This is a genomic window from Amycolatopsis sp. NPDC049868, assembly GCF_044461365.1.
Classification (GTDB): Bacteria; Actinomycetota; Actinomycetes; order Mycobacteriales; family Pseudonocardiaceae; genus Amycolatopsis.
Genome location: NZ_JBITKV010000020.1, coordinates 29947 through 44632 on the forward strand (window position 1 = coordinate 29947; position 14686 = coordinate 44632).

Annotated in this window: 15 protein-coding genes and 1 pseudogene; 8 read left to right on the top strand and 8 right to left on the bottom strand. The window is 68.0% G+C overall.

Annotated features, from left to right (window positions below):
- Positions 1-180 precede the first annotated feature (180 nt).
- Positions 181-753 (bottom strand): annotated as a pseudogene (locus ACIBTM_RS43025) (alpha/beta fold hydrolase); the annotation flags it as partial.
- A 54-nt stretch (positions 754-807) separates the two neighbouring features.
- On the bottom strand, positions 808-2742 hold the full coding sequence (asnB, locus tag ACIBTM_RS43030) for an asparagine synthase (glutamine-hydrolyzing) (RefSeq protein ID WP_395882900.1): 1935 nt from the start codon (positions 2740-2742) through the stop codon (positions 808-810).
- Between the two features lie 192 nt (positions 2743-2934).
- Here asnB and ACIBTM_RS43035 point away from each other — a divergent pair, with 192 nt between their 5' ends.
- Positions 2935-3873, top strand: a complete 939-nt coding sequence (locus ACIBTM_RS43035; protein ID WP_395882901.1) for a cytochrome c oxidase subunit II — start codon at positions 2935-2937, stop codon at positions 3871-3873.
- Positions 3874-3913: 40 nt separating this feature from the next.
- Positions 3914-4333: a cytochrome c oxidase subunit 4 gene (locus tag ACIBTM_RS43040; protein ID WP_240594082.1), complete on the top strand. Its 420-nt coding sequence runs from the start codon at positions 3914-3916 to the stop codon at positions 4331-4333.
- A gap of 64 nt (positions 4334-4397) precedes the next feature.
- Here ACIBTM_RS43040 and ACIBTM_RS43045 read toward each other — a convergent pair whose 3' ends face one another.
- Positions 4398-5273: a DMT family transporter gene (locus ACIBTM_RS43045; protein WP_395882902.1), complete on the bottom strand. Its 876-nt coding sequence runs from the start codon at positions 5271-5273 to the stop codon at positions 4398-4400.
- 82 nt (positions 5274-5355) lie between these two features.
- On the opposite strand from ACIBTM_RS43045, the gene ACIBTM_RS43050 reads away from it, so the two are divergent.
- Complete coding sequence (locus tag ACIBTM_RS43050) at positions 5356-6318, top strand: GlxA family transcriptional regulator (protein WP_395882903.1); 963 nt, start codon at positions 5356-5358, stop codon at positions 6316-6318.
- Here the strand turns inward: ACIBTM_RS43050 and ACIBTM_RS43055 are convergent.
- A complete protein-coding gene (locus ACIBTM_RS43055; protein WP_395882904.1) occupies positions 6315-6710 on the bottom strand; it encodes a cupin domain-containing protein in 396 nt (131 codons plus the stop codon). The genes ACIBTM_RS43050 and ACIBTM_RS43055 overlap by 4 nt on opposite strands.
- A gap of 52 nt (positions 6711-6762) precedes the next feature.
- On the opposite strand from ACIBTM_RS43055, the gene ACIBTM_RS43060 reads away from it, so the two are divergent.
- Positions 6763-7728 carry a helix-turn-helix domain-containing protein gene (locus tag ACIBTM_RS43060; protein ID WP_395882905.1) on the top strand — a complete coding sequence of 322 codons (966 nt, stop codon included), beginning with the start codon at positions 6763-6765 and terminating at the stop codon, positions 7726-7728.
- A gap of 185 nt (positions 7729-7913) precedes the next feature.
- Here the strand turns inward: ACIBTM_RS43060 and trpD are convergent, their stop codons facing one another.
- The 3 genes from trpD to ACIBTM_RS43075 form a co-directional block, all read right to left on the bottom strand.
- Entirely contained in the window at positions 7914-8945 is a 1032-nt protein-coding gene (trpD, locus tag ACIBTM_RS43065; protein ID WP_395882906.1) for an anthranilate phosphoribosyltransferase, read from the bottom strand.
- A 4-nt stretch (positions 8946-8949) separates the two neighbouring features.
- Positions 8950-9360 carry a hypothetical protein gene (locus ACIBTM_RS43070; protein WP_016336048.1) on the bottom strand — a complete coding sequence of 137 codons (411 nt, stop codon included), beginning with the start codon at positions 9358-9360 and terminating at the stop codon, positions 8950-8952.
- Positions 9361-9421: 61 nt separating this feature from the next.
- Complete coding sequence (locus tag ACIBTM_RS43075) at positions 9422-9838, bottom strand: hypothetical protein (RefSeq protein WP_395882907.1); 417 nt, start codon at positions 9836-9838, stop codon at positions 9422-9424.
- Between the two features lie 95 nt (positions 9839-9933).
- On the opposite strand from ACIBTM_RS43075, the gene ACIBTM_RS43080 reads away from it, so the two are divergent.
- From ACIBTM_RS43080 to ACIBTM_RS43095, 4 genes are read left to right on the top strand one after another with little or no spacing between them, the layout of a single operon-like run.
- The gene (locus ACIBTM_RS43080) at positions 9934-10557 is read left to right on the top strand and encodes a heme-copper oxidase subunit III (protein ID WP_076168078.1); all 624 of its coding nucleotides are present in this window, start codon (positions 9934-9936) and stop codon (positions 10555-10557) included.
- 55 nt (positions 10558-10612) lie between these two features.
- A complete protein-coding gene (locus ACIBTM_RS43085) occupies positions 10613-11431 on the top strand; it encodes a c-type cytochrome (protein ID WP_395882908.1) in 819 nt (272 codons plus the stop codon).
- Positions 11428-12561: a ubiquinol-cytochrome c reductase iron-sulfur subunit gene (locus ACIBTM_RS43090; protein ID WP_395882909.1), complete on the top strand. Its 1134-nt coding sequence runs from the start codon at positions 11428-11430 to the stop codon at positions 12559-12561. Before ACIBTM_RS43085 ends, ACIBTM_RS43090 begins: the two co-directional genes overlap by 4 nt.
- Positions 12558-14225 carry a cytochrome bc complex cytochrome b subunit gene (locus ACIBTM_RS43095; protein ID WP_125794857.1) on the top strand — a complete coding sequence of 556 codons (1668 nt, stop codon included), beginning with the start codon at positions 12558-12560 and terminating at the stop codon, positions 14223-14225. Before ACIBTM_RS43090 ends, ACIBTM_RS43095 begins: the two co-directional genes overlap by 4 nt.
- 148 nt (positions 14226-14373) lie before the next feature.
- On the opposite strand, the gene ACIBTM_RS43100 is transcribed toward ACIBTM_RS43095, so the two are convergent.
- Positions 14374-14658, bottom strand: a complete 285-nt coding sequence (locus tag ACIBTM_RS43100; RefSeq protein ID WP_016336037.1) for an Lrp/AsnC family transcriptional regulator — start codon at positions 14656-14658, stop codon at positions 14374-14376.
- Positions 14659-14686: the final 28 nt, after the last annotated feature.

Sequence of the window (14686 nt, forward strand, 5' to 3'; positions counted from 1 at the left end):
GCCGGGGGGGCCCCCCCCCCCCCCCGGGGGGGCGGGGGCGCCCCCCCCCCCCCGCCGGCCCCCCCCCCGCCCGGGGCGGCCGGGGGGGGGGGGGGCCCCCCCCCCGCGTCCGGTCAGGATGGCGGCGAGTTCGGCGGGCCTCGAAAGGTGCGGGCAGTGCCCCGCGTCGATCTCGATCGCGGTGACCCCGAGCCGTTCCCGGGCGGCTCGTCGCAGCCATGCCAGCCGGAGAGTGCGGTCCCGGGTGGGGACGATCACCGTCGACGGGATCTCCGGCGCCACCCCGGCCCGATGCGCCGCGAGCACCGCGGGGTCGAACAGCCGCAGACTGTCCAGCGCCAGCCGTTCGGTCTCGGGATCGCAGTCGTGGAAGAGGAATTCCGACGCCTTCGCGGGATCGGTCGTCGGGTCCACCCCGATCCAGTCCGGTTCGAGCACGTCCCGCGCCTCGTCTCGCAAGCTCCGGCCACCGGCGAAATCGGGGATGTAGGCGGCGACCCACACCAACGCCCGCGCGTCGAGCGCTTCGGCGATCGAGGGAAGCAGGACTCCGGCCCCGGAATGGGCCACCACGACCGGCCGTTCGCCGTCGTACTGGTCTCGCGCGTGCTGCGCGTAGCCTTCGACCTGCAGTTCTCGCGAGGTCAGCAGATCCACCGCGATCGTGCGGTGCCCGGCGGCGGTGAGCAACTTCGCCACCCTGTCCCAGCCCGCCGGGCTCTGCGTCGTGCCGTGCACGAGGACGAAGTCCATCGCTCCATGCTGGCCTCCACCGGGTGAACGGTGAAGGCCAGTGCGGAGTCGTGACTAGAGTTTCACCGGGTAGACGGGTTCCGGCACCTCGGGCTTGATGCGGTTCTCGACGAAGATGCCGTGCCACAGCATGAACACCAGCAGCGCCCACAGCTGACGGCTGCGGTCGAGCTGCCCGGCCTTGTGCTCTTCGAGCAGCGCCAGGACGGCCTTCTTGTCGAGCAGCGCGTCGGTCTGCGAGTCCGAGATGATGCCCTTGGCCCAGTCGTACATCTCGTTGCGCAGCCACAGCCGGATCGGCACCGGGAAGCCCAGCTTGCGCCGGTTCAGCACGTGGCCGGGGATGATCTTCGCCAGCGCCTGGCGCAGCGCGTACTTCGTGGTGCCGTGCGCGAGCTTCTGGTCGAGCGGGATGGTCGAGGCGACCTTGAACACCTCGGCGTCGAGGAACGGCACGCGCAGTTCCAGCGAGTTCGCCATGGTCACCTTGTCGGCCTTGACCAGGATGTCGCCGCGCAGCCAGGTGTAGAGGTCGACGTGCTGCATCCGCGCGACCGGGTCCCAGTTCTCCGAGATCTTGTACCAAGGAGCGGTGACGTCCTTGAAACCGATCCCGTCCTCGTACGTGCGCAGCACCTTGCGGAGCTGGTCGTCGCGGAAGTTGCGGGCGTTGCCGTAGTAGCGGTCTTCCAGCGGCAGCGCCCCGCGCCGCAGCAGGTCCTTGCCGCGGGTGCCCTCCGGGATCTTCGTGGAGACCTTGCCGATGATCTTCCGCATGCCGCCGGGGATCTTCTCGAACGGCGCCAGCGAGATCGGCTCGTTGTAGATCGTGTAGCCGCAGAAGAGCTCGTCGGCGCCTTCGCCGGACAGCACCGCCTTGACGTGCTTGCGGGCCTCGCGCGCGATGAACCAGAGCGGTACGAGCGCCGGGTCCGCCACCGGGTCGTCGAGGTACCAGACGATGAGCGGCAAGGCCTCCATCATCTCGTCGGCCGACACCGTGCGGATCACGTGCTTCACGCCGATCGCGGCGGCCGACTCGGCGGCGACGTCGACCTCGGAGTAGCCCTCGCGTTCGAACCCGGTGGTGAACGCGATCAGGTTCGGGTTGTGTTCCTTGGCCAGCGTCGCGGTCGCCGTGGAGTCGATACCGCCGGAGAGGAACGCGCCGACCGTGACGTCCGGGTCGGAGATCATGTGCTTGCCGACCGAGTCGCGCATCACATCGGCGATGCGCTCGTACAGCTCGTCGGCCTCGGCCTGGCTGTTCACCGGCTTCGCGTTGAACTGCGGGTGGAAGTAGCGCGTGAACTCGACGTCACCGCCGGGGGCCACCCGGAACGACGTGCCGGACTCGACGCGGCGGACACCGGTGTGCATCGACTCGGGTTCCGGCACGTACTGCAGCACCAGGTAGTGCTGCAGGGCCGTCTTGTCCAGCTCGTCCTCGACGCCGAGCACGCTCGAAAGCTCCAGCAGGCTCTTCTTCTCGCTGGAGAAGGCGACCTTGCCGGGACCGGCCGAATAGAAGAGCGGCTTGATGCCGAACGGGTCCCGCGCGCCGAAGACGACCTTCTCCTGCGAGTCCCAGATCAAGAAGGCGAACATGCCGCGCAGCTTCTTGACCGCCTCGTCGCCGAGGTAGTGGTACGCCGCGACGATGGCCTCGCCGTCGCCTTCTGTGGCGAACTTCGCACCGTGCTCGGCGGCCAGCTCGTCGCGCAGCTCTTTGTAGTTGTAGATCTCGCCGTTGAAGTTCAGCGTGTAGCGCTCGGGAGCCTCCGGCGGACCCCACACCAGCGGCTGGTGGGCATGGTCGACGTCGATGAAGGCCAGCCGGTTGAAGCCGTAGACCACCTCGGCGTCGGCCCAGGTGTCGTGCTCGTCGGGGCCTCGGTGCCGCTGGCAGCGCATGGCCGCGTCGACGGCGTCACGGGCGCTCGCAGCGTCGGCTTCGGTCGAACAGATCAGTCCAAGCAGGCCGCACACGTCTAGTTCACACACCTCTTGTTGGCCGAGCGGGGAGAAGGGCCCAGTATGCCGGTGGGTGTGTACACCCGGATGTGGTGGGGGATACGCGTGTTGGGGTTACCCCTTAGTCAGCGCGGCGCCGCAACTCGGCTAGGCTCCGGCTGTCACGAAGATCGGTCGAGGAGGCTCTGGGTGAAAGGGCAAGGCGCAGTGGGAAATCCAGAGCGCACCCCAGTTAAGCGGGCTGGTCGCGTCGCAGCGCTCGCCGCGCTGGTGATGCTGACCGCGACGGGCTGTTCCGGGGACGAGATCCTCCGCTTCGGCTGGCCGGTCGGGGTGACCCCGCAGGCGCACGACATGCGGAACCTGTGGACGTGGACCGTCATCGCCGCGCTGGCCGTCGGTGTCATCGTCTGGGCGCTGATCTTCTGGACCGCGATCTTCCATCGCAAGAAGAAGACCGCCGACGGCGCGGAAGAGGAACTGCCCCGTCAGTTCCAGTACAACATCCCGCTGGAGCTCTTCACGGTCGTCGTCCCGACGATCATGGTCTGCGTGCTGTTCTTCTTCACCGCGACCACCGAGAACCGCGTGCTCGCCGAGACGGACAACCCGGACGTCACGGTCGACATCGTCGCGTTCCAGTGGAACTGGGAGTTCAAGTACAAGAGCGACTCCAAGAACCACGAGGACCCCGAGATCACCACGGTCGGCAGCTCGACCGAGATCCCGCTGCTGGTCCTGCCGACGAACAAGACGATCCAGTACAACCTGCGGTCGGCCGACGTCATCCACTCGTTCTGGGTGCCGGAGTTCCACTTCAAGCGGGACGTCATGCCGGACCCGGAGAAGAACAACCAGGACTTCACCTTCCAGAACTCGATCGACAAGGAAGGTTCGTTCGTCGGCCGCTGCGCCGAACTGTGCGGCACCTACCACTCGGGGATGAACTTCGAGGTCAGGGCCCTGTCGCCGGACAAGTACGCGCAGTACATCCAGCTCCGCGGCACAGTGAACCCGAAGAGCGGCAAGCCGAACACGGCTTCCGAGGCGCTGACGGCGATGAACTGCGGCGACCTGTGCTCGCCCTACGCCGTCACCACCACCCCGTTCAACACCGACCGCACCGCGCGGGTCGCGTCCAACTGACCCGGCTGTTCGAGCCCGAAACAGGAGTGAGGCAACGTCCATGAAGGTCGAAGGACGGATTTTCTTCCTCGTCGCGGTCTTCTCCGTCATCGTGGCGGGTATCTACGCGTACATGACCGGAACGATGACCCGGGACGGCGTCGAGCCGGTCGGTGTGGTGGCCCTGATCCTCACCGGTGGCCTGGCCTTCCTGGCCGGGAGCTACCTGCAGTTCGTGGCGCGGCGCATCGAGCCGCGGCCGGAGGACCGGGAAGACGCCGAGATCAGCGACGGTGCCGGTGAGCTGGGCTTCTTCAGCCCGGGCAGCTACTGGCCGATCGGTCTCGCGGCGGCCGCCGCGCTGACCGGTGTCGCGCTCGCGTTCTTCCACATCTGGCTGCTGATCATCGCGCTGGGCCTGGTCATCATCGCCATCGGCGGGCTGGTGTTCGAGTACCACACCGGTCCGAATCACGAGTGACGTTCTGACGCCGAAAGCGGCGCCTCGGTCTTCGGACCGGGCGCCGTTTTTCGCATTCAGAGGACTAAACGCGGGCGGGTTGACGTGCCGGCGTGCGCTTCGGCGCCAGTGCGGCCGCCAGGACGGCCAGCATCCCCACCCCTTCCGGCCAGGTCGGCCGGTGGCCGTAGGCGAGGATGTCGACGACCACCGCGACCACCGGATAGACGTAGGACAGCAGCGCCACCGTCGTGGTCGGCAGCTTCCCGATACTCGCGTACATCAGCACGTACATCAGCGCGGTGTGCACGGTTCCCAGCAGGACCAGCCACAGCAGGCCTGAGGTGTCCGTGGGCAGCGGCGTGACCAGCAGGGCGGGTGCGAGCACGATCGTGCCCGTCACGAGCTGTACGGCCGCGAGGACGTGCGGACGGACGTGCTTGAGCTGCTTCGCGACGAACGAGGCGCCGGCGTAGAGCGCGGCCGCGCCGAGGGCGAGCGCGATGCCGGCCAGCCGTACGGGCTTGCCGTCGGCGCCGTGCGCGGACAGGGAGATGAGCGTCACCCCGCCGAACGCGATCAGCGCCCGGACCAGCTGGCTCTTCGCCATCTTTTCGCCGAGGAACGCCGCCGCGAGACCGACCAGCATCAGCGGCTGGGTGTGGTAGACGACGGTGCTGACCCCGATCGAGGACAGCGAGTACGAGGCGAACAGCAGCACCCAGTTCCCGACGAGGAACAGGCCGCCGAGGACGGCGAGCAGCAGGTCGCGGCGGCTGAGCGTCCACGGGCGGAGCCAGCCGCGAGCCGCGCTCCACACCAGGAGCAGCAGACCGCCGACGAGGCTCCTCGCGAACGCCACGGCGGGGGCGTCGGCGCCGCTTTCGAGGACGACGGCGCCGATCGTGCCGGACAGCGCCATCGCGGCCGTCCACTGCAACACGGGGTTGTTCTTGTTCATGGCGACCACTTTCGCCCTGGTGACCGCGGTCGGCCAGTGTCAGAGATGACATCGACCGCAAAACTTGTGACACACTGCCCGGATGGATGTGAAGAAGGTCGCGGTGGTGCTCGCCGACCAGGTCTCGCCGTTCGAACTCGGTGTCGCCTGCGAGGTCTTCGGCACCGATCGCAGCGCCGACGGCATCGAGGGCTGGGACTTCGCGGTCTGCTCGCCCGGCGGCGCGAACGTCCTGAGCTGGTCCGGTTTCGGGCTCGACGGGCTGCGGGGCCTTGACTTCGCGGCGTCCGCGGATCTGCTGATCGTCCCGACCTGCGCACCGCGCAGCGCGAGCCCGCCGGAGCCGGTGATCGAGGTCCTGCGTGACGCGGCGAGCCGGGGCGCCTGGGTCGCGGGTTTCTGCGCAGGCGTCTTCTCGCTCGGCTACGCGGGGCTGCTCGACGGGCGCAATTGCACCGTCCACTGGGTCTACGAGCAGGAGTTCCGGTCGCGCTTCCCGACGGCGAAGGTCGATCCGAAAGCGTTGTACGTCGACGACGGTGGCGTTCTCACCAGCGCGGGAACCGTCGCCGCCGTCGACCTGTGCCTGCATCTGGTGCGGGAACTGCGCGGCGTCGCCGCGGCCACGACGCTGGCCAGGCGGATGGTCGCGGCACCGCACCGGGTCGGCGGGCAGGCCCAGTTCGTGCAGGCGCCGGTGCCCGAAACGGCCGCGCCGGACGACACCGTGCTCGCCGAAGCGCTCGAATGGATCGAGCGGCGCTTGGACCGGCCGTTCACCGTTTCGGAGCTCGCCCGTCGCAGCGGTTTGGGGGAGCGCACGTTCCTGCGCCGGTTCTCGGCGGCCACCGGTACGACACCGCACCGATGGCTCACCGAGCGCCGCCTCGACCGCGCGCAGTCACTGCTCGAAGAGGGTCGTCTGTCCATTGAGGACATCGCGGTCGCCTGCGGGTACGCCTCCGCCGCGGCGTTGCGGCATCAGTTCGGCAAGCTGCGGGGGACCAGCCCGAGTGCTTACCGCAGGACGTTTTCCGCCGGCTAGAAGGAGATTTCCTGTCCGACGGTGACTTGGACGTGGTCGGGGACCTCGTCGTGCTCGTCGCCGACGGAGAGCGTTCCGGTCGGCTCGAACAGCAACAGCGACGCACCGTCCACTGAGGACGGTTTGTGGAAGGTCCCGCGCGGGACGACGAACACGGAGCCGCGCGGCAGCGTGACGACGCGTTCGCCGTCCTCTTCGCGCAACGCGATGTCCAAGGTCCCGTCGAGAACGAGGAAGAACTCGTCGGTGTTCTCGTGGACGTGCCAGATGTGCTCGCCCGCGACCTTCGCGAGACGGACGTCGTAGTCGTTGACGTGGGCGACGATCCGCGGGCTCCAGATCTCGTCGAATCCGGCCAGTGCGGTTTCCAGATCGATCGGCTGCTTGCTCATGATCCGATCCTCGCCGCTGGACCGCCGGAGACGTGAGTGCTAGGAATCGCATATGTCGCATGATTCCTCGCACAAGGTCGCCGTCCTGGTCGACGAGGGCTCCAACCCCTTCGAAATGGGCGTCGCGACCGAGCTCTTCGGCCTGCGGCGGCCGGAGCTGGGCAGGCCTTGGTACGACTTCACGTTGTGCGCGGCCGAGCCGTCCGTGCGCATGCACCTGGGCATGTTCACTCTCACCGGGGTCGCCGGGCTCGAAGCCGTGGAAGCCGCCGGCACGGTGATCGTGCCCAACCGGCCCGATCCGGAGAGCCCGGCCAGGGAGTCGGTACTGAGCGCCATCCGCGCCGCGGCCGCGCGGGGTGCACGGCTGGTGAGCTTCTGCACCGGCGCCTTCACCCTCGCGCAGGCGGGGGTCCTGGACGGGCGGCGCGCGACGACGCACTGGAAGTGGGCCGGACGGTTTCGCGCGCTGTTCCCCGACGTGCTGCTGGAACCGGACGTGCTCTTCGTCGACGACGGCGACGTCCTGACCGCGGCGGGCAGTGCGGCCGCGCTCGATCTGGGGCTGCATTTGATCAGCCGCGACCACGGCGCCGAGATCGCGAACGCGGTGAGCAGGCGGCTGGTGTTCGCCGGGCACCGTGACGGCGGTCAGCGGCAGTTCGTCGAACGCCCGCTGCCGCCGGTGCCGGACACTTCGCTGGCGCCGGTGCTCGCGTGGGCGCGTGAACGGCTGGACCGGCCGCTGACCGTCGCCGACCTCGCCACGCGTGCGGCGGCCAGCCAGGCCACGCTGCACCGGCGGTTCCGTGCCGAACTGGGGACGACGCCGCTGGCGTGGCTCACGACGGAACGGATCGCGCTGGCGTGCCGGCTGATCGAGCGCGGGGAGCAGCGGCTGGACCGCGTTGCACGGGCTTCGGGGTTCGGGACCGCTGCGAACCTGCGTACGCAGCTTCGGCGGGCTACGGGACTGACGCCTACGGCTTACCGGGCGCGTTTTAGTACCGCTTCGTGATGGGTCGCCGATGCTATGAACGGTCCGTTCCTTGCAAATTTTGCAAGGAACGGACCTTTCATAGCGCTCTCTGGAGGGGGCGGCGTCCGGAGGGGAGCCGGCGGTCGCGGAGTGTCATGAAAGGGTCGTTCAGGACGAAAAACGTCCTGAACGACCCTTTCATGACACTCTCGGGTCCTGAGGCGTCAGGCGAAGGCGATCCACCGGTTCAGCAGGTCCGCCGCCGCACCCGAATCGATGGCCGAAGCCGCCCTCGTGAGCCCGGCCGCCAGATCGTCTTCCAGTGACCCCGAGAACCCGGCGAAAACCGCCAGCGCGGCCGCCGAGTTGAGCAGTACCGCGTCCCGCACCGGCCCGGTCTTCCCGGCCATCACCTGACGGAACACGTCGGCGTTGTGGGCGGCGTCCCCGCCGCGCAGGTCCTCCGCGGTCGCCCTGGCGATGTCCAGCGAAGCGGGGTCGAAGCTCCGCTCGGTGATCTCGCCGCCGGAGACCACCCACACCGAACTCGTGGTCGTGGTCGTGATCTCGTCCAGTCCGTCGTCGCCGCGCACGAGCAGGACGGTCATACCGCGCCGCGCGAACACCTCGGCCAGCACGCGGGTCTTGTCCTCGTACGCGCAGCCGATCAGTGAACTGCGCGGCTGCGCCGGATTGGTCAGGGGACCCAGCAGGTTGAACGTCGTCGGCACGCCGAGCTCGCCGCGGGTCGGGCCCGCGTAGCGCAGGGCCGGGTGGAACTTCGGCGCGAAGCAGAAGCCGATGCCCAGCTCGTTCACGCTGCGCTGGACCGTCTCGGGCGGCAGGTCGATCGTGACGCCCAGCTCCTCCAGCACGTCCGCCGCGCCGGACTTCGACGACGCGCTCCGGTTGCCGTGCTTGGCCACCGGGGCACCGGCCGCTGCCGTCACCACCGTGGCCATGGTGGAGATGTTGACCGAGTTGGACCGGTCGCCGCCGGTACCGACGATATCCACCGACGGCCTGTCGATGGTCACCCGTTTGGCGTGCGCCAGCATGGCGTCGGCCATACCGGAGATCTCCGCCGGTGTCTCACCCTTCGCGCGCAGCGCGACGGCGAATCCGGCGATCTGGGAGGGCGTCGCCGCCCCGCTCATGATCTGGTCCATCGCCCACGCGGTGTCCTCCTCGGACAGATCCGCCCGCGCGATGAGCTGGTTGAGCAGGGACGGCCAGGTCTTGGCTGCCGCGCTCATCGGCTCAGCCGTGCACGGCCGGCACCCGCCGGGCGCGCAGCACGTCGGCGACGGTCTCGGCGGCGGTCAGCGGGTCGAGCGGGTGGACCAGCACCGCGTCGGCCTGCGACCAGGTCGCGAGCCAGCGGTCGTCCTTGCGCCGCACCGAAACCACGATCGGCGGGCAATCCTCGATCTCGTTCTTCAGCTGACGGGTCAGCCCGATGCCGCCGGTCGGCTGGGCCTCGCCGTCGAGGATGGCCAGGTCCACGTTGCCCGCGTCCATCTCGACGAGGACCTCGGAGATGCCGGACGCCTCGGTGTAGTCCACCCGGCCGAGGTCGGCGGCGGGCCTGCGGCCGACGGCGTTGATGATCGCCTCGCGCACTTCCGCCTTGTGGCTGAACACCAGGATCCGCATCGCCTGCTCGCCCATGAGCGCGCCTCCGCCTCGTCTAGTCATGTCGACCCCGCGATGTTATCCGCCATGACCGACATCACGTCGACGCACCCGACGGCTGGAGCGCGTCCCAGCCCAGCGAATCGCCGCCGAGCCGTTGCGCGAGCCCCGCCATCCGTGACCGTTCCTGCGCGCAGTGCAGCGCGTCGAGGGTCTGGACCCTCAGTGCGTGCGCGAGGGCGAACTCGCCGTCGGGCTCCTGTTCTCGCAGCTCCCAGCCGTCCTGGGCGAGGATCGAGGCCGCCTCCGCCACCTTTTCGGGCGGCAGCTTCAAGTGATGGCGCAGGATCGCGGGCGCTTCGGCGACCCAAGCGGGTGATCTCGCCAACGCCGAAGAATCCGCCTCGGCCGGATCGAAGGCCTCCACGACGATCTCCACGCCGGGCGTGTCGACCGTCAGGCCCGGCACGGAAGGCTTCCTGACCAGGTCACGAAGCCGATCTAGTAAACCCATGAGTAGCCCGGTTCCCACTTTCGTTCAGATGTGACCCGACACGCACGCGACCCGCCGTGGACCCACCCGGCGGGCGCCATGCGTGAGAGGACATAATGCGACGCGTGACAACGGCAGCTCCCACCATCAGCCAGCGGGTCCACTCGCTGAACCGGCCGAACATGGTCAGTGTCGGCACCATCGTGTGGCTGTCCAGCGAACTGATGTTCTTCGCCGGACTGTTCGCCATGTTCTTCACCGTGAAGGCGCAGAACGCGTCCGGCCAGTGGCCGCCGCCGCTGCACGGTGAGCCCTTCCACCTGAACATCGCGCTGGCGATCCCGTTCACCGTGATCCTCGTGGCGTCGTCGTTCACCTGCCAGTTCGGCGTGTTCGCCGCTGAAAAGGGCGACGTCTTCGGCCTTCGCCGCTGGTACATCATCACGTTGATCATGGGCGCGATCTTCGTCGGCGGCCAGGGTTACGAGTACCTGAACCTGATCCACGAGGGGCTGACGATCCCGTCCGGCGCGTACGGCACGGTCTTCTACCTCGCGACCGGGTTCCACGGCCTGCACGTCATCGGCGGGCTCATCGCGTTCGTGTACCTGCTCATCCGCACCAAGCTGAGCAAGTTCACCCCGGCCCAGGCCACCTCGGCGATCGTCGTGTCGTACTACTGGCACTTCGTCGACATCGTGTGGGTGGGTCTGTTCGCGGTGATCTACATCCTTCCGTGAACGAAGCCGCCACCACGACCTATCGGCCTGAACTGACAGCAAGGGTTGCCGCAAGATGACCTCCAGCAAGAACAACACGGAGCGCCGCTTCCGCAAGCGGTCGAAGGCACGCAGGCGTTTCGCCGGCGTGCTGGCGCTCGGGATCGCGCTGCTCAGCGTGGGCGGGTTGTACGCCGTTTTCGCCCCGGAGCCGCAGACCGCGCAGGCGCAGGGCGAATCCGCCCTCCTGCGCGAGGGCGAGAAGCTCTACAACAACACGTGTATCGAATGTCACGGGCCGAAGCTCGAAGGTGTCACCGACCGTGGCCCGAGCCTCATCGGCATCGGCGACGCGGCCGTGTACTTCCAGACCTCCACCGGCCGCATGCCCGCGGTGCGTCAGGAAGCCCAGGCGCAGCGGAAGCCGCCGAAGCTGTCCGAGGCCGAGATCAACGCGCTCGGCGCCTACATCCAGGCCAACGGCGGCGGCGCGCAGCGTCCCGCCGAGAAGGGTGACGCGCTGCGCGGCGACGACGTCGCGCGCGGCAGCGAACTCTTCCGCCTCAACTGCGCCTCCTGCCACGGCTTCACCGGCCGCGGCGGCGCGCTCTCCTCGGGCAAGTTCGCCCCGAACCTGGACCCGGCCACGGAAGAGCAGATCTACACCGCGATGCTCACCGGGCCGCAGAACATGCCCAAGTTCTCCGACCGGCAGCTGTCGCCGGAGGAGAAGAAGGACATCATCGCGTTCGTGAAGTCCGTGAGCGACGGGAACAACGCTCCCGGCGGTAGCTCGCTCGGCGGACTCGGCCCGGCTTCGGAGGGCGCGATCGCGTGGATCGTCGGGATCGCCGCGCTGATCGGCGTGACGTTGTGGATTGGATCGAAGGCATGAGCGCCGAAGGGCCGAAGCCGCCGACAGAGGCGGAATTGGCGGACATGGATCGCGACCAGCTCGTCAAGCTGGGTACCGCGCTCGACGGGGTCGAGATCGTGGAGTACCCGAAGCCGTGGCCGGTCGAGGGGACACGGGCGGAGAAGCGCGCCGAGCGCGCCGTCGCCCTCTGGTTCGTGCTGGCCGCGCTGTCCGGCCTCGCGTTCGTGGTCCTCATCGCGTGGCCGCACTGGTTCGAGTACAAGGAGCCGGGTACGACCGGCTACACCAAGTACACGCTGTACACGCCGCTGCTCGGGGTCACCCTCGGGCTCGCCGTGCTCAGCCTCGGTATCGGTGTGATCCTCTACACCAAGAAGTTCATCCCGGCCGAGGTCGCGGTCCAGGAGCGCGGGGACGGCGGTTCCAAGGAGGTCGACAAGGCCACCATCATCGCCCAGCTCGCCGACTCGGGCAGCCGCAGCACCATCGCGCGCCGGTCGATGATCAAGCGGTCCGCGGGCGCCGGTGCCGGCGTGCTCGGCCTCGCCGTCGCGGCGCTGCCGATCGCGTCCTTCATCAAGGACCCGTGGAAGGACACCGAGAACCGCGACTCGCTGTGGCACTCGGGCTGGAAGAAGAACTTCCCGGACGAGGTCGTCTACCTGCGCCGCAACACCGGCCGTCCGCACGAGATCTCCCTGGTCAGGGCCGAGGACCTCGACGCGGGCGCGATGGAGACGGTGTTCCCGTACCGCAAGTCCGAGGAGCACGACGAGCACGCGCTGTCGGCCGCCTTCAAGCGGGTCGACAACCCGGTCATGCTGATCCGTCTCCGCCCGACCGACGCCGCCAAGGTCGTCAAGCGTCAGGGCCAGGAGGACTACAACTTCGGCGACTACTACGCGTACACGAAGATCTGCAGCCACGTGGGCTGCCCGACTTCCCTGTACGAGCAGCGGACCAACCGCATCCTCTGCCCGTGCCACCAGTCGCAGTTCGACGCGCTCCACTACGCCAAGCCGATTTTCGGTCCGGCGACGCGGCCCCTGGCCCAGCTTCCGATTACAGTGGACTCTGAGGGCTACCTGATCGCGCGCGGAGACTTCAACGAGGCCGTCGGACCGGCCTTTTGGGAGCGTAAGTCATGAGTTCACTCACCACCCCGACCAAGGGGACGAACCCGGTCGAGAAGGCCGCGGGCGCTGGTGCGAAGTGGGCCGACGACCGGTATCACCTGGCCAAGGGCATGCGGCACCAGCTCAACAAGGTGTTCCCGACGCACTGGTCGTTCCTGCTCGGCGAGATCGCGCTCTACAGCTTCATCATCCTGTTGCTGTCGGGTGTCTATCTCACGCTGTTCTTCGACCCCTCCATGGAGGAGGTCGTCTACAACGGCAGCTACACCGGCCTGCAGGGTGTCGAGATGTCGCGGGCCTTCGCGACCACGCTCGACATCTCGTTCGACGTCCGGGGCGGTCTCTTCGTCCGCCAGCTGCACCACTGGGCCGCGCTGATCTTCGTGGCTTCGATGATGGTGCACATGTTCCGGATCTTCTTCACCGGCGCGTTCCGCCGCCCGCGTGAGGCGAACTGGGTCATCGGCGCGCTGCTGCTGGTCCTGGGCATGTTCGAAGGCTTCTTCGGCTACTCGCTCCCGGACGACCTGCTCTCCGGTACCGGTATCCGCGCGACCCTCTCGGGCATCGTGCTCTCGGTGCCGGTCATGGGCACCTGGATCCACTGGGCGCTGTTCGGCGGGGAGTTCCCCGGCAACGAGATCATCCCGCGCCTGTACACGATCCACATCCTGCTGCTGCCGGGCATCATGCTCGGCCTGGTCGCCGCGCACCTCGCGCTGGTCTGGTACCAGAAGCACACGCAGTTCCCTGGCGTGCGCCGCAAGGAGACCAACGTCGTCGGCGTCCGCATCATGCCGGTCTTCGCGCTCAAGGGCGGTGCGTTCTTCGCGCTGGTCACCGGCGTCATCGCGCTGATGTCGGGTCTCTTCCAGATCAACCCGATCTGGAACATCGGCCCGTACAACGCGGCGCAGGTCTCGGCGGGTTCACAGCCCGACTGGTACATGGCCTGGGCCGACGGCATGCTGCGGATCTGGCCCGCGTGGGAGCTCTACCTCGGGAATTACACGGTCCCGGCGGTGTTCTTCCCCGGCGCGGTCGGGATGCCGCTGCTGATCGGGTTGCTGGTGATGTATCCCTGGATCGAGCGAAAGCTGTCCAAGGACACCGCGCACCACAACCTGCTGCAGCGTCCGCGCGACGTCCCGGTCCGGACCTCGCTGGGCATCATGGCCCTGACGTTCTTCGCGGTCATCATGCTGTCGGGCTTCAACGACATCATCGCGTTCGCCTTCGACATCTCGCTGAACGCGACGACCTGGGCCGGCCGGATCGGTGTCCTGCTGCTGCCGCCGATCGCCTACTACATCACCTACCGGATCTGCCTCGGCCTCCAGCGGGCCGACCGCGAGGTGCTGGAGCACGGTGTCGAAACCGGCATCATCAAGCGCCTGCCGCACGGTGAGTTCATCGAGATCCACCAGCCGCTCGGCCCGGTGGACGACCACGGCCACGCGATCCCGCTCGAGTACCAGGGCGCTTCGGTGCCGAAGAAGATGAACAAGCTCGGCTCGGCCGGACACGCCGTCGCCGGTTCGACCTGGTCCCCGGACCCGGTCGAGGAGACGATCGCGCTGGAGCGCGCCCGGTCCAACGGGCACGGCAACGGCAAGGTCGACGACATCGGTGGCGAGCCTTCCGAGGAGCGCAAGGAGATCACCTCCGGGCACTAGACCCGGGAGACACGCGTGAAGGCCCCCTTCCCTCGGCTGAGCTGAGGGAAGGGGGCCTTCACGCGCTTACGGACGCTATGAAAGGTCCTTTCCTTGCAAAATTTGCAAGGAAAGGACCTTTCATGGCACGTGCGGCGGGGAAAGCGGCTCAGGCGCCTTCGACGCCGATGTCGAAAGCAGACTCCTTGTCGGCCTTCGAGTACGAACGGAACGCGATATGCGTGACGGTGCTCAGCACGCCGGGGACCTTCCCGATCTTCGCCGGGATCAGATCCGCGAGGTCTTCGTGGGCCGTGACCCGGACCGAAGCGACCAGATCGACGTCGCCCGCGCAGGAGTAGACCTCGCGGACACCCTCGATGTCCGCGATCGCCTGCGCCGCCTCGGGGATGGCATCGGCTTCGACCTGGATCAACACGATCGCCGTGATCAAAGGGTCCTCCTACATCGGTGAATCCGGT